This is a genomic window from Vibrio sp. 1CM23M (genome assembly GCF_023161755.1).
GTDB classification, from domain to species: Bacteria; Pseudomonadota; Gammaproteobacteria; order Enterobacterales; family Vibrionaceae; genus Vibrio; species Vibrio coralliirubri.
This window is the reverse complement of record NZ_JALNTR010000002.1, coordinates 846,098-870,379: the sequence shown is the minus strand read 5'-3', so window position 1 is coordinate 870,379 and position 24,282 is coordinate 846,098. Positions and strand designations below refer to the sequence as shown.

The window sequence follows — 24,282 nt, the reverse complement described above, 5'->3', positions numbered from 1 at the left end:
AGTTTGATTTGATTAATTGGGCTGGCAAGTGAAACCAATATTTTGGGTTAGCGTTTGATTTTTGCTAGGCCACCAGATTTAAAATTAAAAGGAAGTTCAAGTGAGTAAACAACAGAAAATACTTTTTATAGACCGTGACGGCACCTTAATTGTTGAGCCGCCAGTTGACTTTCAAGTAGACCGTTTAGACAAGCTAAAATTCGAACCGCTAGTGATTCCTAGCCTGCTTGCTTTGCAAGACGCTGGCTACCGCTTAGTGATGGTCACGAACCAAGATGGCCTAGGTACCGATAGCTACCCACAAGAAGATTTCGATGCGCCACACAATATGATGATGGAGTTCTTCGAATCTCAAGGCGTTAAGTTTGACGACGTGCTTATTTGCCCTCACTTTGACGAAGATAACTGCTCTTGCCGCAAGCCTAAACTGGGTATGGTTAAAGAGTACCTACAAGAAGGTAAAGTCGATTTCCAACACTCTGTTGTGATTGGCGACCGAATGACGGATCTTCAACTGGCAGAGAACATGGCTATCCGCGGATTTCAATATGGCCCGGATGCGGAAACAGAAGGCACGCTTAACTGGCCACAAATCGTTAAAGATCTGACGGTTAATGCGCGTATTGCTGAAGTAGTTCGTACCACTAAAGAAACAGATATCAAGGTTGCAGTAAACCTTGATGAAACTGGTGGCAACAAGATCGATACCGGCATGGGTTTCTTCGACCACATGCTTGATCAAATCGCGACACACGGTGGTTTCCAAATGAACCTGACTGTGAAGGGCGACCTGCACATCGATGATCACCACACAGTAGAAGATACCGCTCTGGCTTTAGGCCAAGCATTGAAAGATGCACTAGGCGACAAACGTGGTATTGGCCGTTTTGGTTTTAGCCTACCAATGGACGAGTGTTTGGCTCAGTGTGCGCTAGACCTTTCTGGTCGTCCATACTTGAAATTCGATGCTAAGTTCAGCCGCGAGCAAGTGGGTGATCTTTCAACAGAGATGGTGGTTCACTTCTTCCGTTCTCTAACTGATACACTGGCTTGTACGCTACACCTTTCTTCTGATGGCAATAATGATCACCACATCATTGAAAGCCTGTTCAAAGCGTTTGGCCGCACTCTTCGCCAAGCAATCAAAGTTGAAGGTAACGAGTTACCAAGCAGCAAAGGCGTTCTGTAAGGCTAACGTTAGCAAGGAAAAACAATGAAAGAGCAAAAAGTCGTTATCATTGATACTGGTTGTGCCAACGTTTCATCGGTGAAGTTTGCGATTGAACGTCTGGGCTACGCAGTTGAAATTTCAAAAGAACCAGAAGTTGTTCTTACTGCCGACAAGCTATTCCTACCCGGAGTAGGTACAGCAAGTGAGGCAATGAAGAACCTGCAAGAGCGTGACCTTGTTACCCTTGTGAAGCAAGTAGAGAAGCCTCTGCTAGGTATCTGCTTGGGTATGCAGCTGTTAGGTAAACTGTCTCAAGAGAAAGGCCAAAAGGCTGACGAGTTAGTTGAATGTCTAGGTTTGTGTGATGGTGAAGTTCGTTTACTTGAAACGGGCGACTTGCCATTACCACACATGGGTTGGAATACAGTAACAGCAACGCCTTATCACCCGCTATTTAAAGACATTGAAGAAGGCGAATACTTCTACTTTGTTCATAGCTTCGCAATGCCAGTGGGCGACTACACAATCGCACAATGTGATTACGGTAATCCGTTCACTGCGGCGGTTCAAAGTGGCAATTATTATGGTGTTCAGTTCCACCCAGAGCGATCTTCGAAAGCTGGCTCTAAGCTGATTCAGAACTTCTTGGAATTGTAATAAGGATTAGGCAGCGGCCAACGTTGCCATATAAGGAATGTAAATGATTATTCCCGCATTAGATTTAATTGAAGGCCAAGTAGTTCGCTTATTCCAAGGTGATTACGGGCAAGTAACAGAATACAAAGTAGACCCTGCAGAGCAGTTTAACCTGTATCACCAAGCTGGTGCAGGTTGGCTTCACCTTGTTGACTTAACGGGTGCAAAAGACACAACCGCTCGTCAACTTGACCTTATCGCAAAGCTACTTGCTAGCACGCCTGCGAACATCCAGATTGGTGGTGGCGTGCGTAACGAACAAGATGTCGTTGATCTACTAGAAGCTGGTGCACAGCGTGTTGTAGTTGGTTCTACAGCCGTTAAGCAACCTGAGTTGGTGAAAGGTTGGATGGAGAAGTACGGCGCGGAAAAAATCGTGCTGGCTCTGGACATCAATATTGACGAAAGCGGCACACGTAAAGTGGCGATTTCAGGTTGGCAAGAAGATTCAGGCGTGACCATTGAAGCGCTGATTGAAGACTACCTCACAGTTGGTCTTAAACACGTGCTGTGTACAGATATTTCACGCGATGGCACGCTAGAAGGATCAAACGTAGAGCTATATGTTGATCTTTGTAAGCAGTACCCACAAGTTCAGTTCCAATCATCGGGCGGCATTGGCAGCCTAGCTGATATCGAAGCGCTTAAAGGCAGCGGTGTTGCGGGTGTGATTGTGGGTCGTGCACTACTTGATGGCAAGTTTACCGCAGAGGAGGCATTTGCATGTTGGCAAAGCGAATAATCCCTTGTTTGGATGTCCGTGATGGACAGGTGGTTAAGGGCGTTCAGTTCCGTAACCACGAAATTATTGGCGACATCGTTCCGCTAGCACAACGCTATGCAGAAGAGGGCGCTGATGAATTGGTATTTTATGACATCACCGCATCAAGTGATGGCCGTGTGGTCGATAAAAGCTGGGTGAAACGCGTAGCTGAAGTGATCGATATTCCTTTCTGTGTGGCTGGTGGTATTAAATCAGCAGAAGATGCAGCGCGCATTCTTGAGTTTGGTGCAGATAAAGTATCAATCAACTCACCGGCATTGGCTAACCCACAGCTGATCACTGACCTAGCTGATAAGTTTGGCGTGCAGTGTATCGTTGTCGGTATCGATTCATACTTCGACAAAGAAACCGGTAAATATCAGGTTTACCAGTTCACTGGTGATGAAGCGCGTACTAAAGCAACCAAATGGGAAACCAAAGATTGGGTGCAGGAAGTACAGAAGCGTGGCGCAGGTGAGATTGTGTTAAACATGATGAACCAAGATGGCGTGCGTAACGGCTATGACATCGCTCAGTTAAACATGGTGCGTGAAGTGTGTAATGTGCCATTGATTGCCTCTGGTGGCGCAGGTGCAATGGAGCACTTTGCTGAAGCCTATAAGAAGACCAACGTGGACGGTGCATTAGCAGCTTCGGTATTCCACAAGCAAGTCATCAATATTGGTGAACTTAAACAATATTTAAAACAACAAGATGTAGAGGTGCGACTATGAGTTTTGAAACCGCAAGCTTATCAAAAACAGAAGTAGGCGCATTGTCAGAGCGTATTAACTGGGAAAAAGTAGATGGCTTAGTGCCAGCTATTGTTCAAGATTACCAATCGAGCCAAGTGTTAATGATGGGATACATGAACCCAGCAGCACTTGAGAAAACCGGTGAAACAGGCAATGTGACGTTTTTCTCTCGCACCAAAGAGCGTCTTTGGACGAAAGGTGAAACGTCGGGCAACGTATTGCAACTGCAAAACATCGCCTTGGACTGTGACAGCGACACCTTACTGGTTAAAGTTAATCCCATTGGCCCAACGTGCCACACAGGTACAACAACATGTTGGGATGGAGACAAGCAAGAAGAGTCTCAGATGGTGTGGCTTCATCAGCTTGAGCAGCTACTGGCTGCCCGCAAGGACGCAGACCCTGAATCTTCTTATACTGCCAGTCTATATGCCCGTGGCACCAAGCGTATTTCGCAAAAAGTGGGCGAAGAAGGCGTTGAAGTCGCGCTTGCGGCGACGTCGGGCGATAAGGCGGAATTAGTGTGTGAGTCAGCAGACTTGATTTATCACTTGATGGTTCTTTTACAAGACCAAGGCTTATCGATGAACGATGTGGTGAACAAATTAAAAGAGCGCCATAAGTAAGCTCTGTTTAGATTAATCGAACTACGTAACAGATAGATAAAAGCCCCGTAAACAAATATGTTTACGGGGCTTTTTAGCTTTTGAATTTTCAAGATTTCAAGATTTCAAGATTTCAAGATTTCTAAGCCCTACGTCACTTTTCTAAACTCTGACTTTACGTCATTCCGAGGAGCCTAAGCGACATCAGGAATCTCTTCTATTAGTCTGACTTCTTATTCGTGCGAGTTACCCGCAGCACTTCTTATACTTCTTTCCGCTACCACAAATACACGGGTCATTACGGCCGATCTTGAAGCTTTCAACCGTTTGGTTTAAGCGAGGATCGATTTCTGGCTGTGTAGTTTCTTCTTGCTCTGGGAACTCACCGTCGATATAGAACCATAGGCCGTTTTCACGAACGAAACGCGAGCGCTCTTGCATACAGTATTGTGCGCCGTCTTCATTGAAGTAAGCTTTAAATTCAACAAAGCCTTCGTCTTGGTGTGAACCTGCCGCAGTATCGATGACCTCTAACCCTGACCAATCACTGTCGATAGATTCGGCGATGCCTTCTCTTTGTGCTTCTGCATTGCAGCTAGGGTGGTAAGTCGCAACAACATAGTCAACCAAACCCAACACGTGCGCGGAATAACGAGAGCGCATCAATTGCTCAGGTGTTTCAACGGCACTGTGGTTAAGGTGCGCTGATTCACAGCAATGTTGGTAAGTATTATTGCTACCGCATGGGCATAAAGACATAGTCAGATCCTGTAAAAATGGCCTCTATTAAGAGGCCATAAATGAATGCGTGGGAGTTTACCAAGAAACGATCGCTCACCAAAGTTTAGTTTCTGTTGAAGTTATTGAAATTATCAAAGTGTTAGCGCGAAGTTTACTATTTCAAGGCTGGAGACAATAGCTCTTGAGCCCAAGTCGTCGCTTCGTCATAAGCTTGACCAAGTTGAGCTTCACTCAGTTTGAGAAGCTGGCGAATACGAGTCGCTTCATCCCAACGAGCTTGTTCATAAGCAACCACCATCGCCAATACAGCGCCTAACACGCCTTTACGTTGAATCAAGGCCTGTTTGATCTCGATGTCGATCGGCACTGAATCGAGTACTTGTTTCAATGGTTGGTCAAAGAGTGAGTCCAATAGAGAGAACATACCGGTCAAAAATGCTTGTCCAGGCTCAACCTTAACATTCATCTTCTCAACCAAGAGTTCACACTGACGTGCGCGTATTACCGCTAAGCCATAAAGTGAGTCCGGCTTATCTTCTTTCGCGGATGCGATAGCCACCAGTGAAACGAACTTACGCAGCTTTTGTTCACCAAGGTAAATAAGCGCTTGGCGGAATGAACGAATCGTTGTTGGTGAACCGCCAGCGGAGTTTACGTAGGTAAGTAGCTTATACGACATGGTCACATCGAGCGTAATCAAACGCTCGACTTCACCAAAGTCGATAGGGTCGTGTGCAATCTCTTTTAACAGCTGAACGGTAGTCAGGAATGCCGGGTTGAGCGCACGCGTTTGGATCATCTCTGGCTTGCTAAAGAAATAACCTTGGAAGTAGGTGAAGCCTGCTTTTTTCGCTTCTTGGTATTCTTCGTACGTTTCTACTTTCTCAGCAAGGAACTTGATATCTAGTCCTTTGAGAGAGTTCATAAACATCACGGCTTTAGCAATTGGCGTCAAACGGATATCGAACTTGATAATTGAAACGTAGGGTAAGAAGCGCTTCCAAGCTTTACTTGGCACAAAGTCGTCTAGCGCAATGGTATAACCCGCGTCAAAGATGGTTTTGATGGCTTCAAGTAACTCGTCTGTCGGTTCGCAGTCTTCAAGAACCTCAACAACGAGGCTTTCTTTGGGGAACAGAGTAGGGACTAAGTTGATTAGGCTTGCATATGGGAAGTTCACGAACCCAAGCTTATCACCCAACGTATTATAGTGGGTCGATAAGAAGTGGTCGGAAAGCAAACGGCTAGTAGCGAGCTCCGGCTCTACTTCAGGGAAAGTGTTCTTAGGACCATCCCTGAATAGCAACTCGTAACCTATGGTTTTCTTGCCTGTGTCGAGTATTGGTTGACGCGCTACGTATGAATATTTCAACTTGGTACTGTGTTCGGTTTATTTCTGATAGAGAGATAATAGCTAATTCACTAGAAATTACCATACACTTTCTAAGAAAGTCTGACCGATAATAATAATCAAAGTGAAAGTTTAAGCGTGATGTTAAAAGCTATTGCTAAACGCTCGATTCTGTAGTTCAAAACTTTGCGGCGTGAACACCAGCACAGAGCCTTGCGTATACCAATCGCCAAGTACGATACGAGTTTTAGTGCAATTATTAGCATTAAATGTATGGATGTCTGGGCGATGAGTATGGCCGTGGATCATCAAATCGACATTGTTTCGTTCCATCACATCTTCGACTTCTTGCTGTGTCACATCCATGATGTCGAGAGACTTGGTCTGCTTGTCATCTTTGATATCTGATTGAACCTTCGAAACAATTTTCTTCTTGATGAAAAATGGGATTCGGTTGAAGACCCATTGTAACCATGGCTGATGCACTTTTTCGCGAAAGGCGAGGTACTTTACATCTTCAGTACATAGGGTATCACCATGCAATACCACCGCTTTTTGTCCGTAGATATCGATCGTAGAAACTTCGTCGAGAAGTTGCACGCCCGTTTGCTTAGCAAATTTTTTGCCGACTAAGAAGTCGCGGTTCCCTTGAGTAAAGTAACAAGGCACGCCTGTTTTCACTAAGTCGATAAACGCTTGGCGGATAGAAGTCGCGAATTCACTCTTATCATCGTCACCAATCCAGAATTCGAAAAGGTCACCTAATACGTAAAGTGCATCCGCTTCTACGGCTTCTTTCTTCATAAAGGTTAAGAAGCAGTCTGTGATGTCTTGTCGTGACGGAGAAAGGTGCAGATCTGATATAAAATATGTTTTCATAGGTCTAAAAAAAGGGAGCGATTCGCTCCCTGTATCCTGATTTTATCGGCTCATCAATACTAACCGAAAGCGATGAATTAAGCTTCGATTGTAGTACCAGTGATGATCACTTCTTCTAGAGGTACATCTTGGTGCATACCCATAGAACCAGTGCTAACACCTTTGATCTTGTTTACGATGTCCATGCCTTCAACAACTTCTGCGAATACACAGTAGCCCCAACCGTCTAGGCTTTCGCTACGGAAGTTTAGGAAAGAGTTGTCGTTAACGTTGATGAAGAACTGAGAGCTCGCTGAATGCGGTTCCATAGTACGAGCCATTGCTAGCGTACCAACTTTGTTCGCTAGACCGTTGTTTGCTTCGTTCTTGATCGTTGCACGAGTTGCCTTTTCTTTAAGGCCAGAAGTCATGCCGCCGCCTTGAATCATGAAACCATCGATAACACGGTGGAATAGTGTGTTGTCGTAGAAACCGTCACGGCAATACTGTAGAAAGTTTGCGCTTGTTTCTGGTGCTTTTTCTTCATTAAGTTGAACTTTGATATCACCAAAATTTGTGTGAAGGATGATCATGATTGTTACCTTACTGTCTTTTTAATATGAAGTTCGAATTCTAGCGCATGTTGGCAGACTTTCAAATCACCAAATCATTCACTTAACTCAGATGTTTGAGATAATACCAATCGTCGCAAATAACTGGTCATCCTAGCTTGTTAAAACACTTGATAACGTCGTTAGAAATTTTGAATGTAGAATAACTACTTATCGAAAATTTCTTCCTTGTTCTCAAGCATTTTTTCTGCGCTATTTATGACCATCTACTTACTGTGATTGGTATAATTCCTGCTTTTGGGGATTACCTATTAAGGTATGACTTGTTATACTGCGAGCTTATTTTTGATTAATCCATAAAATAGATAGAGATCATGCTGAAGATATATAACACGCTCACAAGACAGAAAGAGGAATTCAAACCAATTACAGCTGGCAAAGTCGGCATGTATGTCTGTGGGGTAACCATATACGATCTCTGTCACATTGGTCATGGTCGTACGTTCGTTTCTTTCGACGTAGTAACTCGTTACCTTCGTTACCTTGGTTACGATTTGAACTTCGTTCGTAACATCACAGATATTGATGACAAAATCATCAAGCGCGCTAACGAAAACGGCGAGTCTTGTGAATCTCTGACTGAGCGTCTAATCGGCGAAATGCACGCTGATTTCGATGCGTTGAACATGAAGCGTCCAGACGTTGAACCTCGTGCAACGGAATTCATCACTGAAATCATCGAACTTGTTGAAAAGCTGATTGAACGTGGCTACGCATATGTTGCAAGTAACGGCGACGTAATGTTCGAAGTTAAGAAGTTCGAAGAATACGGTAAGCTTTCTAAGCAAGACCTTGATCAGCTTCAAGCTGGCGCTCGTGTTGATATAGACTCTGCAAAACGTAGCCCATTAGACTTCGTTCTTTGGAAGATGTCTAAACCAGGTGAACCTACATGGGAATCGCCATGGGGCCCGGGTCGTCCAGGTTGGCACATCGAATGTTCAGCAATGAACTCGTCTATTCTTGGTAACCACTTCGATATCCACGGTGGTGGTTCAGATCTGCAGTTCCCTCACCACGAAAACGAAATCGCACAGTCTTGCTGCGCGCACGGCACTCAGTATGTAAATACTTGGATGCACAGTGGTATGGTGATGGTAGACAAAGAAAAGATGTCTAAATCACTGGGTAACTTCTTCACTATCCGTGACGTGCTAGCACATTACGATGCTGAAACGGTACGTTACTTCCTAATGTCTGGTCACTACCGTAGCCAGCTAAACTACAGCGAAGATAACCTAAACCAAGCTCGTGCATCACTAGAGCGTCTATACACGTCACTTCGTGGCCTCGACCTTACAGCCGCTCCTGCCGGTGGCGAAGAGTACGTGACTCGATTCTCTACAGCGATGAACGATGATTTCAACACACCTGAAGCTTATTCAGTACTGTTTGAAATGGCTCGTGAAATCAACCGTATCAAGCCTGAAAGCATTGAAAAAGCAAGCGGACTTGGTGCATTGATGCGTGAACTAGCAGACATCATCGGTATTCTTCACCAAGAGCCAGAAGCGTTCCTTCAAGGTGATGCGGCTGGTAACGACGACGAAGTAGCTGAAATTGAAGCGTTGATCAAACTGCGTAACGACTCTCGTGCTTCAAAGGATTGGGCAAACGCCGATCTTGCGCGTGATAAGCTAAACGAGTTGGGTATTGTTCTGGAAGATGGCCCAGAAGGTACGACTTGGCGTCGTAAGTAAATCTTATAAAAAGGGCTGATTTTCAGCCCTTTTTTCTAGCACGAATTCTCTATTTCACCTTTTCTATCTTCAACTTTTAATTAACAGGAATATTTCTGTGGCTCAGATGTATTTTTATTACTCGGCAATGAATGCGGGTAAATCAACAACGCTTCTTCAATCTTCATTCAACTACCAAGAACGTGGCATGACGCCAGTGATCTTTACGGCAGCGTTGGACGACCGCTATGGTATCGGTAAAGTGAGCTCACGAATTGGTCTGCAATCTGAAGCTCAGCTGTTTAAAAATGACACCAACATGTTTGATGCGATCAAAAAGCTCAATGAGGAAGAAAAGCGTCATTGTGTTTTGATCGATGAGTGCCAATTTTTATCGAAGGAGCAGGTATACCAATTAACAGAAGTGGTTGATAAGCTTCACATCCCTGTACTTTGTTACGGCCTACGTACCGATTTCCTGGGTGAACTGTTTGAAGGTAGCCGTTACTTATTGTCTTGGGCAGACAAACTTGTTGAGTTGAAAACAATTTGTCACTGTGGCCGTAAAGCGAACATGGTAATTCGTACCGACGAGCACGGTGTGGCGATTGCTGAGGGCGACCAAGTGGCTATTGGCGGTAACGACAAATACGTTTCTGTTTGCCGTCTGCACTACAAAGAAGCGTTGGGTAAATAAGCCGATCTATTTGCTAACGCGAAAGAACGAAAAACGGTGACCAAGTGTCACCGTTTTTGTTTATTGGGCCTGTGTTTTGCTTTCTTCCAAGCCGAGCTTTTGTTTTATTCCCGATCGAGCTTTTATTTTATTCGAAGTCGATCTTTTGACTTATTCGAAACCGAGCTTCTTCAATGCTTGATAGGCGTGGTCAACGTCGTCGGGGATCGGCATCTCAATCTGAAAGCCTTTCGCTGGGTAGATTTTGATTCGCTCATAGTCAGCAATTAATGCGCCTAACACCATGTCTAACGGTAGCTCTTCGTTAAAGTAATCATCCCAAGTTTGCCATCGTGACGTCACGGTAATCTCGGAAGTTTCGTCAGGCCACTGTTTACTGAAGGTGGCGTAGGTACGTTTCTCCATGAAGGGCTTCTGAACTAAGGTTAACCTCTTCGGCGATAACCCTTTTTCTGTCAGCAACTCATGAGTGAATCGTACATTTTCCCCGGTATTTGTCGCGTGTTTCTCTATGATAATGTCAGAGTCAGGCACACCACAATCTCGTGCGATAGAAGCGAATGTTTCTGCTTCTGAGCGTTCAAAATTCCCTTCTGTAAAGCACCCTTCGGTAAAACGTCCCACACCGCCAGAAAAAACGATGTAAGGCGCGATCTGTTGGTGATAAAGCTCAGCTGCATATTCTGCGACGCGAGTATCGTTGCTACACAATACAAAGATACAGTCTGACGGCGTAACCTTGTGACCCATCGACATAAAGTTCCAAAGAGTGTCGACTGAGCGATGCAGTTTTATGTTGGGATCTTTGTTAGCTATAGATTGTTCAGTCATAAAGAGCGTCCAGTGTGGATTCGAATTTAAATGAATAACCTAAGTCGAGAATCTTCTTCGAAGAGATTAACTTGTCTGGGGTATCAACAACAGCGGGCAGAGGCTCACTGCTGTTGGCGCTTTTCAGTGCCGCGGCATAAAACTCCGCCTTACTGACCGTATTTGGCGTGGTCACGTTAACTACTTCGTTGTGCAGTTGACTGATAGCGAAATCGACAGCACCAATCGCGTCATCAAGGTGTAGCATGTTGGCTGGAGCTTGGGTACTGACTTGTTTTAACTTGCTTGCAAAGCGTGAAGGGTGACGGCTTGGGCCTATTAAGCCACTAAAGCGAAGAATGGTGTAGTCGATACCTGAATCAATCACTGACTGTTCAGCTTGCAGCATGATTCGCGCGTTATCGGAAAATAAAGACGCTTGCTCGTTATCTGATGTCGAAAGAGGGAGTGATGCATCCAGCTCGTTCAACACACCCGGCTTAGTTGGGTATACCGTAGTTGAACTGACCATAATGAGCTTTTTAATGTTGGCCTTTTGGCATGCATTGGTGAGTTGCTGCCAATAGTCGGCATACTCTTGTCCTGCTCCTTTTCTAAAGCCAGGAGGGAAGCTGCCAATCACAATTTCAGTGTTGTTTTCGAGTAACAGCGAATAGAGTCGCCCGATAGTCTGTTGTGGATCGGATGAATCAAAGCTAAACACTTCACATGGAATTTGTTCGCTACCAATGGCGTCTGCTCCCGCTTGGGTCGTTTTCGTGACCACCACTCGGTTACCATGTTTTTCTAAATGTTCAGATAAAGGTGCACCTACCCATCCTGCACCGACAATAAATATAGAAGCCATGTGTTCCTCACAACTGCAAATGACGAATTTACAATAAGCCTAACAAAGCTTTGCCCAAAAATGAAAAAACTCCACGGCCGAAGCAAGTGGAGTTTTTACTAGAACAATGGAGCTTTAGTTTAGTACGCGAAGAAGCTTGTCTGCGCGCTCTGCCATCTCGATACCTTCATCAGTTAGATAACCGCCGTCTGGCTGAGTACAAAGGTTTTTTTCGAATAGGCGCTTAACAGCGTCTTGAGTTTCTTGAGCAGCCTCTTGATGAACTTTAATTCCAGTAGCAGCACTACTTACATCAAATTGAAGAAGGAGGTTTAAATCAGCAATATGTTCAGCGTTGTACTTCATAATTAACCTATATATTCATAACGTTCTCTACCTTCACCTTAGTGCGCATTCTCGGCTCAGGCAATAGCAAATAAAGAGAATTGATAAGTGATACCAAATTGATTGATTAATCATCGAGTGATGAGTTTATTTTGGTTATATTGGGTGATTTACACCCACTTAAATCATCAATGATGTTTATTGCTAAGTGGTTGTAATATATTGTGACTAGAAATAATTTGCATTGAGCGAATATTGTATAAAAAGGATATGCATAAGTGAGAGCGAACAAAGTAGCATTAATGATCAGTATGCTATTTGCTATCTCAGGTTGTCAAAGCACACCCTCAGAGCAGACAGACGCGAACCAAACCACAAACAACAATAATGAATCTACAATAGAGGTCCGTTCATTTCAGTCTGTCCAAAGCGTTTACTCCGAATGGGAAGTTAAGCTTGAAGACCATGCTCAATTGTCTCTCTATGCACCAGAGAATTACAATGAACTATTAGACGCATGGGATGATGCTGAAAGCATTTATGCGGACTTACTGAAAGACGAAACTCGGATAACCAAGAGTTACTCCATTTTTTCGAGCCTAACTTACGCTGAAGCCTTTGATGAAAAAATCGCTTTGATCAAATCAAACTATGACTCGATCTTAGTGTTAAAGAAGAAGGCTGACCGAGTACTCGCTGATTCGATTGTCCAAATGGATTACCTGAAGTTCTTGGGCGCAGATACCATGTTTACCTCGAGCTACAAACGTTTGTATTCAGAATACAGCGAGTTGTTCGAGTATGTGCTGGTCGATGAGCTTGAAGACGCTCAAGAAGCGCAGGTGGAATTTCTTAACAATGCTCGCTTATTAGAAGTTAAAGTGGCGCATAAGAAATACATCGAACCTTTGAAGAACGAATTAGAGTTCTTGGAAGATGAAGACTTTGATGACGTTGCTCCGTTGACTTTTGCTAAGGCAGCATCTCAAATTGCGTTGGCCGAAAGCCAAGTGAAAGCCAGCCCTCGTGAAAAGTCGATCATTGAAGACGCGGTTCACGCTGCAGAGTTTGAATTGAACCACGTGCGCAGTGTCGCTCATGAAGTCAAAGTGCTGGCGAGCGTAAAAGGCGACCAGTTCGAACAGTCGGTTTTGAATGCCGAGAACCAGCTACTGAGCATTTCACAAATCGTTAATGATGAAGATTACCGTGATGTTGGTTTACGTCAGCAATCACAGAAGATAGTAGCGAGTGTTAAGGCGTTAAAAAGCTCTGATATGACAGGGCTTTTAAAGTCAGAGATTGAAACTTTGACTGAGCAATTGGCTAAGCTGGAGTCTGAAAACCAGAAGCAAGCGCAGCAACTGTCTGAAGCAACCAAGCACAGTGAGTTGCTCGGTGAGCAGATTACCAAGAGTGATGCTCACATTAAAAGCTTAGAAGAGTTAGTGGATAGTTTGAAAAGCTTAGGTGGCAAAGTGGCCAACGAAAGTGACTCTGGTGTGATGTCCCCGGCTGTTGAATCTACTCTAGAGGATTCAACCCTAGAACAATCATCAGAAGAAGTGATTGAACCTTCGGTTTAGCATCACTAATTTCTTTATTTGTGATTGAGTTAAAAGCGCCTTAGGGCGCTTTTTTACGTTCTGTTGATCTATGTCAAAATCTAGAAATAAAAGCGCTCGGTGAGCCATTTTAGTGTACGTTATTCTTTTGGTTTTAACGTAACTTGTTGATATTTATAGGTGTGTTATTTTCTATGCTGATAACTAATCATTCAGCAGAGTTTTCTTTTTACTACTAAAGTCGTATGAATTTGGAATAACTCGGACTATTTGCTTTCAACAAGGCTGTTAGAGCTATTTTGTGCCTAAAATAGCTCTTGAATTCAGAAATGAAAGAGAGGATTATCGCGCTCCCGACGACATGTTTCAAAATGTAAATCATCATGAATCTAAACCAATTTGACTCATTATTACCGCCACAAATGGCTGAGCGCGCTGCAGATATTGGCGTAGGTAAAGCAACCAAAGATCCAATCAAATCTTTTCTCCTAGCTATTTCCGCTGGCATACACATCGGTATTGCGTTTGTGTTCTACACCATCGTAACGACTGGTGCTGGTGATTTGCCTTGGGGTATTACTCGCCTATTAGGTGGCCTTGCATTTAGCTTGGGCTTAATTCTCGTTGTTGTTACCGGTGGTGAGCTATTTACCAGTTCGGTGCTGACTCTGGTTGCTCGTGCAAGTGGCAAGATTAGTTGGCGCACGCTCGTTAAGAACTGGGCTACAGTTTATGTAGGTAACTTGATTGGCGCATTGCTGCTGGTGGCTTGTATGTTACTGACCAAACAGTACATGTTCGACCACGGTCAAGTGGGTTTGAATGCAATGGCGATCTCCCAACATAAGATGCACCACGATTTTATCCAAGCTATCGCGCTCGGCATCATGTGTAATGTATTGGTTTGTATCGCGGTATGGATGACGTTTAGTGGACGCACACTGACTGACAAAATTGCGGTAATGATTTTACCTGTAGCGATGTTCGTATCGGCTGGTTTTGAGCACTGTATTGCGAACATGTTCCAAGTGCCTTTAGCTATCGGCATCAAAACATTTGCTCCAGCTGAATTTTGGACAATGACAGGCGCTAACCCAGCGGACTATGTTGATCTGAACATGATGGACTTTTTAATGAACAACTTGCTGCCCGTTACCATCGGTAACATCATTGGCGGCGGTATCTTTGTTGGCATGTGGTACTGGTTGATCTACCTACGTGACTAATAAAGGTGGCGCTATCGACAAAGATGGCGTGACTAGCTCAGTTGACGAGATGAGTTAAAGCGCAGTGAAAACACTGAACTGACTTATGACATTTACAAGACGGTCTGCATTGCAGGCCGTTTTTTATTTGTGGAAAACCTACTTCTTCATCTCTCTAATGATCATCTGAGTACGCAACAGCGCTGATCACCATGTGTGTATATGTCTTTGAAATCACCCAAAGATCAAAGGCGATGATCTTTCCTTGGGTCGAAATGGACAAAAAAGGATCTATATTGATTTGGTTATCCACAGTTTCTGTGGATAACCTGTCTCAAATTCAGTGAGTAACCAGATCTAAGTGGAGTAGGGAGGCTATTTCGAAGGCTGTATTTGAGCGAGAACTCGCCCTTCTTTGGTCAGAGATGTCTTCAATGAGAGGTGAAGCGCAAGTGCTAAAGAACAGCTCATCATCACGAAAATCGCCAGCATGATCATCAGTTGATACTTAATCGCGATCATCGGTGAAGCACCACCTAAGATCTGCCCCGTCATCATTCCCGGCAGCGTTACTAGGCCTGTGGTTGCCATAGAGGCCATGATAGGGGACATCGCTTTCTGTATCGCATTACGTACAAAAGGCGCAGCAGCATAAGTAGGAGACGCGCCTAACGCGATTGCTGCTTCATATTCTGATTTCTGTGTTTCAAAGGCACTAAACAGGTTCTGCAATGCCACGATATTACTGCTTAAGCTATTACCCAATAACATCCCTGCGATTGGGATAAGGTACTGCGCGTTAAAAACCGGTGTCGGCTTAATGATGAAAAAGCAGATGAACAAGACAATAGGTACACAAGTTACCGCAAGGCTAACGGCGACAGGAGCCAAAAGTAGGTTTCTTGGCAGTCTAGATTTTTCAACAATCGAGCTTGCACCGGCGATAATCATCGTAAATAACCACAGCAAATTGACCCACAAACTATTCAAAGTGAACAAGTATTCTAGGTAAAGTCCCACCAGAAATAGCTGAATAACCATACGAATGATGCTGATAGAAGCCTCTTTGCCAAGGCCGAGTTTTAACTTGTGGTTGATGGTAATGGGTAGCAAGAGAAGTGAGCTGAAGAACAATAACTGCCACCAAGATATATCAATAACGTCTTGCATAATGTTTCCTTTTAAGTAGGTCCCCATCATATCTGAAAGTGCCAAATGATGCATTTCAGCTTCTCAGCCGTTGCTTTAAAAAATACTCAATAATTTAACAATCAAACCACAAAATATTGGTTGTTTGAGGCATTTTTGGCTACTACTTAGTAGGTAAAACGTTAAAATTGGTTACAATATGGTTGCGCAGGTGTTGGAATTTAACATTTGTGAAATATACTTAATTCTTCACATTTGTTAATACTTTTTAATAACTTTGTTTAACTAAAAACAACTTTGGATGAGCTCAAAAAAGTATTGATTAGCAAGGGTTATAACGGGAGATTTGATTGAACCCTACTTTGAGTATGGTCTAAAATTTGTCGTTAGATACTTAAGAACTTTAGCCCCATAGAATGGGTTACTCGAAATTACTAAATACAAAATAGGCAAAATGTATGAGTGATGTTAATAAAATTGAAACTGGCGAAAAACGCTCGTTGGAGTGGAAGTCTTTCCTCTTCATCGCGGTGGTTCTCTTTCCAATATTAAGTGTGGCTTTTGTAGGTGGTTACGGCTTCCTAGTTTGGGCACTGCAAGTGTTTGTATTCGGACCTCCTGGTGCTCACGGCGGCATGTAATGCCCTCTAGTAACAACATTTTTTAAAATCAATATTTAAGAGAGCTAAACATGAAATCATTTTTAGTTAAATTATGGCGCACAATGACTCGCCCAGCAGTACACATCAGTCTTGGTGTACTAACTATGGGTGGCTTTATCGCCGGTGTTATTTTCTGGGGCGGTTTTAACACAGCTCTAGAGCACACAAATACAGAAGAATTCTGTGTAAGCTGTCACACCATGCGTGACAACGTATACGTAGAACTACAAGAAACGGTTCACTGGAAAAATACTTCTGGTGTACGTGCTACTTGTCCTGACTGTCACGTTCCACATGAATGGACAGCAAAAATTGCTCGTAAGATGCAAGCATCTAAAGAAGTATTCGCTCAAGTATTTGGTGACCTGGATACACCTGAGAAATTCGAAGCTCGTCGTATCGAACTGGCTAAACACGAATGGGATCGTTTCTCTTCGAACAAATCTCTAGAGTGTAAAAACTGCCACAACTACGATTCAATGGATTTCGAAAACATGCGCCCAACAGCGCGTATTCAGATGAAGAACGCAGCAGAGCGTGATCAAAGCTGTGTTGACTGTCACAAAGGTATTGCTCACAACCTTCCATTAGATATGGCATCAGCGAGCGGTATTGTTGGCGAGCTAGAAAACGTAGCAAGCAGCACATCTTACGCAAATGGTTCAGACGTGATCTCTATTCGTCACCTACCAATGTACACAGATGAAACAGCTGAAGTTGAAGCGGGTCTATTAAGCCCTGCAAGTAAAGTTGCTGTGATCGACGAAAAAGGCGATATGATCAAGATTCAAATCGACGGTTGGCGTAAAGCGAAAGGCTTCGGACGTGTAATCCAAGAAGACTTCGGTATGAACATCTCGACTGCAATCTTGACGAAAGAAGTATCTCAAAGTGACGTAATCACTGTTGGTGAGAAGAAAGAAGATGAGCTAACTGGTCTTCCTTGGGAAGAAGTTAACCTAGCACTTTGGATGAAGAAAGAGTCTATGGTTGATAACTTCGATCCAATCTGGAACGCAGCTGGTCAAGCGTACCAATCTAACTGTTCAACGTGTCACTCACAGCCAGATGAAGCTCACTTCAGCGCTAACGGTTGGGTAGGCATGCTAGATGGTATGATTGCATTCGTTAACTTCGATACAGATACAGAAGCACTTGTTCTTAAGTATCTACAGAAGCACTCATCAGATTTTTCTGAAGGCCATCACTAATAAGACGTCAATTGGAGTAACACAATGGCAATTACAAGAAGAAGTTTTCTGAAAGGTGTCGCGACGACAAGTGCGGCATCGGTTATCGGTCCAAGCTTATTGGCGTCGGCTTCAGCATCAGCTGCAGAAACAGACGGCGCGTGGAAAGTCTCTGGTTCTCACTGGGGTGCATTCCGAGCTCGCGTTTACGCGGGTAAAGTACAAGAAATTAAACCTCTAGAAATCGATCAGCACCCAACAGAGATGCTGAAAGGTATTAAAGGTATTATCTACAGCCCATCACGTGTGCGTTACCCAATGGTTCGCCTGGATTGGTTGAAAAAGCATAAATACAGCGCAGATACGCGTGGTAACAACCGCTTTATTCGTGTGACTTGGGATGAGGCACTAGACCTTGTTTACCGCGAACTAGAACGCGTACAGAAAGATTACGGTCCATGGGCGCTTCACACAGGTCAAACTGGTTGGAGACAAACGGGTCAGTTCCACAGCTGTACTAACCACATGCAACGTGCAATGGCACTTCACGGTTACTCTGTGAAGAAAATCGGTGACTACTCGACAGGTGCTGGTCAAACGATCATGCCTTACGTGCTAGGTTCTACTGAAGTATATGCTCAAGGTACATCTTGGGAACTTATCCTAGAAAACAGTGACAACATTGTTCTTTGGGGTAACGATCCAGTTAAAAACCTTCAAGTAGGTTGGACATGTGAGACTCACGAGTCGTTCGCATACCTAGAACAGCTGAAAGAAAAAGTTGCTAAGAAAGAGATCAACGTTGTTTCTGTTGACCCTGTTAAAAACAAAACAGGTCGTTACCTAGAAAACGAGCAAATGTACATCAACCCACAAACTGATGTGGCGTTCATGCTTGGTGTTGCTCACGTTCTTTACAACGAAGGCCTATACGACAAGAAGTTCATCGAAACTTACTGTCTAGGTTTTGAAGATTTCATCAAGTACGTTCAAGGTGAAACGAAAGATAAAGTTGAGAAGACTCCTGAGTGGGCTTCTGCTATCTGTGGCGCAAGCGCGGACTCTATCCGTGACTTCGCTAAGATGCTGGTTAACGGTCGTACACAGATTCTTGTTGGTTGGAGTATCCAACGTCAAGAGCACGGTGAACAGCCTTACTGGATGTGTGCAGTTATCGCAGCAATGGTTGGTCAAATTGGTCTTCCGGGCGGTGGTATCTCTTACGGTCACCACTACTCTGGTATCGGTGTATCTTCAACTGGCTTCGCTGCTCCGGGTTCTTTCCCGCTGAACATCGACCAAGGTCAAACGCCTAAGTACACCAACACAGATTACAACGGTTACAGCCGCGTAATCCCTGTTGCTCGTTGGGTAGATAGCTTGCTAGAGCCAGGTAAGAAGATCAAAGCAAACGGCGCGACAGTGACACTGCCTGACATCAAGATGATGGTATTCAGTGGTAACAACCCGTGGCACCACCACCAAGATCGCAACAAGATGCGTAAAGCATTCAAGAGCCTACAAACTGTAGTGGCTGTTGATTTCGCTTGGACTGCAACTTGTCGTCACTCTGATATTGTTCTTCCAGCTTGTACTCAGTGGGAACGTAACGATATCGATGGTTACGGTGCGTACTCTGGTCGTGGTTTGATCGCAATGCACAAGCTAGTGGATCCTCTGTTCCAGTCTAAGACTGACTTCGAGATCATGTCTAGCCTGACTAAGCGTTGGGGTCGCTACGACGATTACACGCGTGGTATGGACGAAATGCAGTGGGTTAAATCTCTGTACGACGAATGTCGCGCTTCAAACGAAGGCAGCTTCGAAATGCCTGAGTTTGCTGAGTTCTGGGAGAAAGGTTTCCTAGACTTCGGTAAAGGTAAGCCATGGACTCGCCACGCTTCATTCCGTGAAGATCCAGAGATCAACGCACTAGGTACTCCTTCTGGTTTCATCGAAATCACAAGCCGTACTGTTGGCAACATGGGTTACGAGCACTGTCAAGAACACCCTATGTGGTTCGAGAAATCTGAACGTTCACACGGTGGTCCAGGCTCTGACAAACACCCATACTGGCTACAATCTTGTCACCCAGACAAGCGTCTTCACTCTCAGATGTGTGAATCTGAAGAGTGGCGTGCGACTTACGCGGTACAAGGCCGTGAGCCAATCTACATCAACCCAGTAGATGCTAAGAAGAAAGGCATCAAAGATGGCGATGTAGTACGTGTGTTTAACGACCGTGGTCAACTACTAGCAGGTGCTGTTCTAATGGATAGCTACGCTCCTGGTGTTGTTCGTATCGAAGAAGGTGCTTGGTACGGTCCGATCAACGAGAAAGTGGGCGCGCTAGATACATACGGCGATCCAAACACACTGACTCAAGATATCGGTACGTCTGAACTTGCTCAAGCAACGTCAGCAAACACATGTTTGGTTGATTTCGAGAAGTTCCAAGGCAAACTGCCTCCAGTAACTTCATTCGGTGGTCCAATCGAAGTTTCTTAAGTCTTGTCTTAAGAACCAAGATTAAAGCTTGAATCAAAGCCCCTGTAAGTACTATTACAGGGGCTTTTTGTATTTTTGATATCTGTGTTGGTGTTTCTAAATAAGCACTGTACAGGGCTAATGGAGGGCGTTTTTGAGACAGGCTGTAACGTGCTGTTTGAGAGCAGTAGTAGAAACAGTGGATCAGGAAGGGAAGGTCAAAAAAACTGTGGAAAGACTTAGGCTGACGGAAACAAAAAGGCCGATACAAAGTACCGACCTTACAGAAGCCTATGGAGTTAACTGTGCTCAAGTTAGATCTCAAATATAAACCAGTAGCTATAAGCACAGATTAGTGCAGGCACACTAGAGTATAAGGTTGCGACCAGTGCTGCTTTGGGAGCCATCGCAATCGCAGGGAATAGCGCGTCACCATCATTTGAAATTGCGTTACCTACCTGAGCCGAAAGTGGTAGTGCGCCTGAAAGGTATAAGCTAGTGACCAATAATTGTGGTCCACAGCCCGGTAGCAAACCCATCAACACGCCAGCCAGGGGGAGCATGATGCCCCAGCTTGAGAATAGCGTCGCAAAATCGACATTTGCTATCACAGAACCAAATTCAAAGAAAAGAAAGGCAACCACCACCCAAGCGGTAACAAAGTTTGTATCTTGAGCGGTCTTTTGCAGTGGATGAGAGCCCATACATTTTTCGTCCTCACTCACAGCTGATTTGTAATCCTCAATTTCGCGGGTCAGACCCCATAGAAACATTGAGCTAATCAGTAAGATTGTTCCCGCCCATTCCATCGACATTTCAGGCAACGCGAGCAACTCGTTGACATCGACTTGAAAAGAGCCAAGTAGAGCCACCGCAGCACCGGGAATAATTAGGACTGACCATAGGTAGCCTTGCAGATTGATCGCCTTTTTAGATACCGTTTCTTTGTCTTGAGATTGGGAAGCACAGCTGTTGGTGGCTTCATTTTGCTCAGTTTGTTTTGGACGTAAGAAGTCATCCGCATGGAATAGGTTAATGATTCGACCTGAAGCGGTACCCACAATCACACCCATCGCCATCATAGCCAAACCCGTTTTAGGTTCGCTAGCAATCAGCAGGAAGGCTGCGTCACCCATCGTAGAAACAAGTACCGCAACAACCGCGCCAAACCCAAGTTTGCCGGATATAAACTGCGTAGTAACCACAATCGCACCACCACAACCGGGCAGTGCGCCCATCAAAGCGGCAAAGACCACTTGGTTTGAACGAGACTGGTGGACGAGCTTGTTGAATACATTGTCTTTGTTGATGTAAAGGCTTAACCCGTGGTAAATAGCCAAAGTTAAAGCAACGTAGCAAGACACTGCCCAGAAGGCGTCTGACAGCGTGGTCACCGTCAGCTCTCGTGTAGCAGGGGCTGCAACCAATGCTGCTAGTGAGATGGGTAAAAGCAGGCGCTTAAATGAGAGTGAAAACTGAGTTGTTTTCGCAGCGCTGCTGCTTGGCAAAAAAGAGATTAGTCGATCCATAGGTGTTACTCAAAAATAGTGGCTTAAGATAAATATATACGAATGATAATAATTATCAATTGCATTTGTTGTTTTTTTATCTATTGTTACTATTGGCTAAACCTACGAAACATGACCAATCTGAAAAAATGAGGTAAAGTATGGCTAATAAAGAGAGGCTCTAAAGGTAGAGTCATAATTGTTAGTGTAATAGGAAGAAACATGATTTTAGTTGTTGGTCACAAAAACCCTGATAGTGACAGTATTTGTAGTGCGTTAGTTGCAACAGAGCTTCTTAAAGCTCGTGGCGAGGAAGCGACACCAATTCGCCAAGGCGAGATCAACCGCGAAACTCAACACATTCTAGAAGTCGCTGGTGCTGAAAAGCCAGAGCTTCGTACTTCTGTTGCTGGTGAGAAAATCTGGCTAGTAGACTACTCAGATCTAGCACAAGCACCAGATGATGTTGCTGATGCAGAGATCGTAGGTATTGTCGATCACCACCGTCTAGGTGACGTGATGACAGTAAACCCAATGGAAGCTTGGATCTGGCCTGTTGGTTGTACAAACACTGTACTTTTCAACATGTTCAAGATTGAAGGTCACGCAATCTCTCAACAAATCGCTAAACTAATGATGTCTGCAATTCTTTCAGACACAGTGGGTTTCGCTTCTCCAACATGTACTCAAAAAGACAAAGACGCCGTTGCTGAGCTTGCTGAAATCGCAGGTGTAGAAGACGTTGATGCATTCATCAAAGCGCTTCTAATCGCTAAGACAAACATCGAAGGCCTATCTGCTGCACAGCTAGTAGAAAAAGACCTTAAAGGCTACCCATTCAACGGTCGTGATGTTGTTGTTGGTCAAGTTGAACTTGCGACTCTTGAGCAAGTAGACGGCATGATTGAGGCGCTAGAAGCTGATCTTGAAGAGCGTTGTGAGAAAGATGGTCTAGCGTTCGCTGCGGTAATGCTAACAGATATCACTACTGCTCAAACTCGTCTTCTATACAAAGGTGAGTGGGCTGAGAAATTGGTTAAGCACGAGAAAGACGGCGTATTGATGATGGAAAATACACTAAGCCGTAAGAAGCAAGGCTGGCCTTGGCTACAAGGTGAGCTTGTTTAATCAAGTCGCTTAATATTAAACGCCTGCTTATTTAGCAGGCGTTTTTCTTTGAAGTAGACTTTCTTCTTCATCGATAATGTTTGAAGTTAAAAACACTCGGCATAAAATAGCTTTAAGAGCAAAGTTACTGACTAAAGTAGGAAATTAAGATGACTACACAGCTAGACGATAAAAAAATCGCTGAAATCAACAAGTATACGGGCGAGCAACGCCTGAAATACTGTGTGAAAGAAATCGTAGCAAACCGTGAAGTATGGATCTTAACCGATGAACACGGTTGTGTAATGCTGAACACAGAAGATGAAGATTGTGTTCCAGTATGGCCAAACCAAGAGTTCGCAGAATCATGGGCAACGGGTGATTGGTCTGAGTGTAAAGCTGAGTCTATTTCGTTGAATAAATGGCACAGTCGCTGGACGAACGGTCTAGAAGACGACGAACTTGCTGTTGTAGTATTCCCGAACGAGCAAGAAGAAGGCGTTATCTTGTTCCCGGATGAGTTCGATTTCGAATTGAAAAAGCAGGCAGCTAAGCGCTAGTTCTTTCGTAATACAGTAACATCGTAAGTCAGCGCTGCCTTTCTTAGGTAGCGCTATCATTCAATTATCCCATCTAAGTTACTTCCAACGTATATTCGTCAATACCCAATCAACTGATACAAGGGCGCTTGTTGTGCGGCTTTAGAAGCTTGTTGAAGCACACCTGTTTTGCTGTATCTCTTGAGTATCTTTCGAACGATAGGTTTTACTTCAGATTTTGTCATTCCAGCTTTCAATTCTGGTTCATACAGCAGTTGCAGTAGCACTACGTCTAAGGGCGATAATAAGTCTTCTGGCGTGTGGTCGTTGAAAATAGAAGGGTAGGCTTTATCTGAATCATTCGGCAGGCCGAGAACCTGTGTGATCTCTTCCACGATGCAGGCGACTAGCTTACCTCGCGATCTGGCCTGATCAACGGGAATAACAATCCCAGCGTAAACAATCTCTCCTTTAGAATTGGTTCGATAACCCGCCGTGCAGATGGCGCTATTTAAATGCTGAGTTGATTTGAGCTTGAGCACCGATTTCGCCTCAGATACCCACTGACTCTGCCTTGTGTATATCCACTTAACGTTCGCTTGGGACTCTTTACTGACGATTGTTATTGGGTGTTGAGTGACTTCAGATAAGTGTTGGATATGAAGCTCTGTGAGCTCTTGATGCAGTTCTTCATCGCCCACTCGATGATGGATCCAAATCTTGATAGGTTGTTTCCACTTGGCGAGCGGCTTGTTGCCTTGGGAGTATTCGTGTTGAAGTGCGACGTTATAAAAGGCAGTTTCGACGAAGCTTCTATCTAGCCATGTGAGCGGTGTGCTTGTCGCGTTAAAGGACAACATCACCAACAAAAGGGGAAGCATTGAAGCTGTTCGTAACATACTTTCCCCTCTGCTGAATTT

The 24,282-nt window shown here is 44.3% G+C and carries 24 protein-coding genes; 14 read left to right on the top strand and 10 right to left on the bottom strand.

The genetic code is table 11. From position 1 onward, the window contains the following. The first annotated feature begins 100 nt into the window (after positions 1-100). The 5 genes from hisB to hisIE are packed head-to-tail and all read left to right on the top strand — an operon-like array spanning position 101 to position 4,011. Positions 101-1,189 carry a bifunctional histidinol-phosphatase/imidazoleglycerol-phosphate dehydratase HisB gene (gene hisB / locus MSG35_RS09225; protein WP_248383742.1) on the top strand — a complete coding sequence of 363 codons (1,089 nt, stop codon included), beginning with the start codon at positions 101-103 and terminating at the stop codon, positions 1,187-1,189. A 24-nt stretch (positions 1,190-1,213) separates the two neighbouring features. Continuing rightward, positions 1,214-1,828: an imidazole glycerol phosphate synthase subunit HisH gene (gene hisH, locus MSG35_RS09220; RefSeq protein WP_048614509.1), complete on the top strand. Its 615-nt coding sequence runs from the start codon at positions 1,214-1,216 to the stop codon at positions 1,826-1,828. Between the two features lie 43 nt (positions 1,829-1,871). Next, positions 1,872-2,609 carry a 1-(5-phosphoribosyl)-5-[(5-phosphoribosylamino)methylideneamino]imidazole-4-carboxamide isomerase gene (hisA, locus tag MSG35_RS09215; RefSeq protein ID WP_012604374.1) on the top strand — a complete coding sequence of 246 codons (738 nt, stop codon included), beginning with the start codon at positions 1,872-1,874 and terminating at the stop codon, positions 2,607-2,609. Beyond that, on the top strand, positions 2,591-3,364 hold the full coding sequence (gene hisF, locus MSG35_RS09210; protein ID WP_248383741.1) for an imidazole glycerol phosphate synthase subunit HisF: 774 nt from the start codon (positions 2,591-2,593) through the stop codon (positions 3,362-3,364). Before hisA ends, hisF begins: the two co-directional genes overlap by 19 nt. Then, positions 3,361-4,011: a bifunctional phosphoribosyl-AMP cyclohydrolase/phosphoribosyl-ATP diphosphatase HisIE gene (gene hisIE / locus MSG35_RS09205; RefSeq protein WP_009848800.1), complete on the top strand. Its 651-nt coding sequence runs from the start codon at positions 3,361-3,363 to the stop codon at positions 4,009-4,011. Before hisF ends, hisIE begins: the two co-directional genes overlap by 4 nt. Before the next feature lie 225 nt (positions 4,012-4,236). On the opposite strand, the gene MSG35_RS09200 is transcribed toward hisIE, so the two are convergent. The 4 genes from MSG35_RS09200 to MSG35_RS09185 form a co-directional block, all read right to left on the bottom strand. After that, entirely contained in the window at positions 4,237-4,749 is a 513-nt protein-coding gene (locus tag MSG35_RS09200; protein ID WP_248337531.1) for a YchJ family protein, read from the bottom strand. A gap of 136 nt (positions 4,750-4,885) precedes the next feature. Then, positions 4,886-6,103 (bottom strand): EAL domain-containing protein, encoded by a 1,218-nt coding sequence (locus MSG35_RS09195; RefSeq protein WP_248383740.1) that lies wholly within the window; start codon positions 6,101-6,103, stop codon positions 4,886-4,888. A gap of 123 nt (positions 6,104-6,226) precedes the next feature. Continuing rightward, positions 6,227-6,961, bottom strand: coding sequence for a UDP-2,3-diacylglucosamine diphosphatase (gene lpxH, locus MSG35_RS09190; protein WP_065675744.1), 735 nt, complete (start codon positions 6,959-6,961; stop codon positions 6,227-6,229). A 77-nt stretch (positions 6,962-7,038) separates the two neighbouring features. Further along, positions 7,039-7,533: a peptidylprolyl isomerase gene (locus MSG35_RS09185; RefSeq protein WP_017060275.1), complete on the bottom strand. Its 495-nt coding sequence runs from the start codon at positions 7,531-7,533 to the stop codon at positions 7,039-7,041. 353 nt (positions 7,534-7,886) lie between these two features. On the opposite strand from MSG35_RS09185, the gene cysS reads away from it, so the two are divergent. Further along, positions 7,887-9,272 (top strand): cysteine--tRNA ligase, encoded by a 1,386-nt coding sequence (cysS, locus tag MSG35_RS09180; RefSeq protein WP_248383739.1) that lies wholly within the window; start codon positions 7,887-7,889, stop codon positions 9,270-9,272. Between the two features lie 97 nt (positions 9,273-9,369). Then, positions 9,370-9,948, top strand: a complete 579-nt coding sequence (locus tag MSG35_RS09175; RefSeq protein ID WP_017060277.1) for a thymidine kinase — start codon at positions 9,370-9,372, stop codon at positions 9,946-9,948. A gap of 150 nt (positions 9,949-10,098) precedes the next feature. Here the strand turns inward: MSG35_RS09175 and MSG35_RS09170 are convergent, their stop codons facing one another. The 3 genes from MSG35_RS09170 to MSG35_RS09160 all read right to left on the bottom strand — a co-directional run bounded on the left by MSG35_RS09170 (position 10,099) and on the right by MSG35_RS09160 (position 11,971). After that, positions 10,099-10,779 carry a YdcF family protein gene (locus MSG35_RS09170; protein ID WP_248383738.1) on the bottom strand — a complete coding sequence of 227 codons (681 nt, stop codon included), beginning with the start codon at positions 10,777-10,779 and terminating at the stop codon, positions 10,099-10,101. Further along, complete coding sequence (locus MSG35_RS09165) at positions 10,772-11,626, bottom strand: NAD(P)H-binding protein (protein WP_248383737.1); 855 nt, start codon at positions 11,624-11,626, stop codon at positions 10,772-10,774. Before MSG35_RS09165 ends, MSG35_RS09170 begins: the two co-directional genes overlap by 8 nt. 114 nt (positions 11,627-11,740) lie before the next feature. Further along, a complete protein-coding gene (locus tag MSG35_RS09160; protein WP_017060280.1) occupies positions 11,741-11,971 on the bottom strand; it encodes a TIGR02647 family protein in 231 nt (76 codons plus the stop codon). 257 nt (positions 11,972-12,228) lie between these two features. Between MSG35_RS09160 and MSG35_RS09155 the strand changes: the two genes are divergently transcribed. Next, on the top strand, positions 12,229-13,536 hold the full coding sequence (locus MSG35_RS09155; protein ID WP_081228765.1) for an ATPase: 1,308 nt from the start codon (positions 12,229-12,231) through the stop codon (positions 13,534-13,536). Between the two features lie 362 nt (positions 13,537-13,898). Beyond that, on the top strand, positions 13,899-14,741 hold the full coding sequence (gene focA, locus MSG35_RS09150; RefSeq protein WP_050621867.1) for a formate transporter FocA: 843 nt from the start codon (positions 13,899-13,901) through the stop codon (positions 14,739-14,741). A gap of 354 nt (positions 14,742-15,095) precedes the next feature. Here the strand turns inward: focA and MSG35_RS09145 are convergent, their stop codons facing one another. After that, positions 15,096-15,890 (bottom strand): ABC transporter permease, encoded by a 795-nt coding sequence (locus tag MSG35_RS09145; protein WP_248383736.1) that lies wholly within the window; start codon positions 15,888-15,890, stop codon positions 15,096-15,098. A 437-nt stretch (positions 15,891-16,327) separates the two neighbouring features. Here MSG35_RS09145 and torE point away from each other — a divergent pair, with 437 nt between their 5' ends. From torE to torA, 3 genes are read left to right on the top strand one after another with little or no spacing between them, the layout of a single operon-like run. After that, positions 16,328-16,510: a trimethylamine N-oxide reductase system protein TorE gene (torE, locus tag MSG35_RS09140; RefSeq protein WP_008222628.1), complete on the top strand. Its 183-nt coding sequence runs from the start codon at positions 16,328-16,330 to the stop codon at positions 16,508-16,510. A gap of 50 nt (positions 16,511-16,560) precedes the next feature. After that, positions 16,561-17,742: a pentaheme c-type cytochrome TorC gene (gene torC, locus MSG35_RS09135; protein WP_017060299.1), complete on the top strand. Its 1,182-nt coding sequence runs from the start codon at positions 16,561-16,563 to the stop codon at positions 17,740-17,742. Between the two features lie 24 nt (positions 17,743-17,766). Next, a complete protein-coding gene (gene torA, locus MSG35_RS09130; protein ID WP_052879880.1) occupies positions 17,767-20,229 on the top strand; it encodes a trimethylamine-N-oxide reductase TorA in 2,463 nt (820 codons plus the stop codon). Between the two features lie 293 nt (positions 20,230-20,522). Here torA and MSG35_RS09125 read toward each other — a convergent pair whose 3' ends face one another. Beyond that, positions 20,523-21,737 (bottom strand): putative manganese transporter, encoded by a 1,215-nt coding sequence (locus tag MSG35_RS09125; protein WP_248383735.1) that lies wholly within the window; start codon positions 21,735-21,737, stop codon positions 20,523-20,525. Between the two features lie 201 nt (positions 21,738-21,938). Here MSG35_RS09125 and MSG35_RS09120 point away from each other — a divergent pair, with 201 nt between their 5' ends. Together MSG35_RS09120 and MSG35_RS09115 are read left to right on the top strand one after the other, a co-directional pair. Further along, positions 21,939-22,844, top strand: coding sequence for a manganese-dependent inorganic pyrophosphatase (locus MSG35_RS09120; protein WP_017630461.1), 906 nt, complete (start codon positions 21,939-21,941; stop codon positions 22,842-22,844). A gap of 149 nt (positions 22,845-22,993) precedes the next feature. Then, positions 22,994-23,383 carry a DUF2750 domain-containing protein gene (locus tag MSG35_RS09115; RefSeq protein ID WP_004734596.1) on the top strand — a complete coding sequence of 130 codons (390 nt, stop codon included), beginning with the start codon at positions 22,994-22,996 and terminating at the stop codon, positions 23,381-23,383. Positions 23,384-23,481: 98 nt separating this feature from the next. Here MSG35_RS09115 and MSG35_RS09110 read toward each other — a convergent pair whose 3' ends face one another. Further along, positions 23,482-24,261, bottom strand: coding sequence for a DUF2927 domain-containing protein (locus MSG35_RS09110; RefSeq protein ID WP_248383734.1), 780 nt, complete (start codon positions 24,259-24,261; stop codon positions 23,482-23,484). Positions 24,262-24,282: the final 21 nt, after the last annotated feature.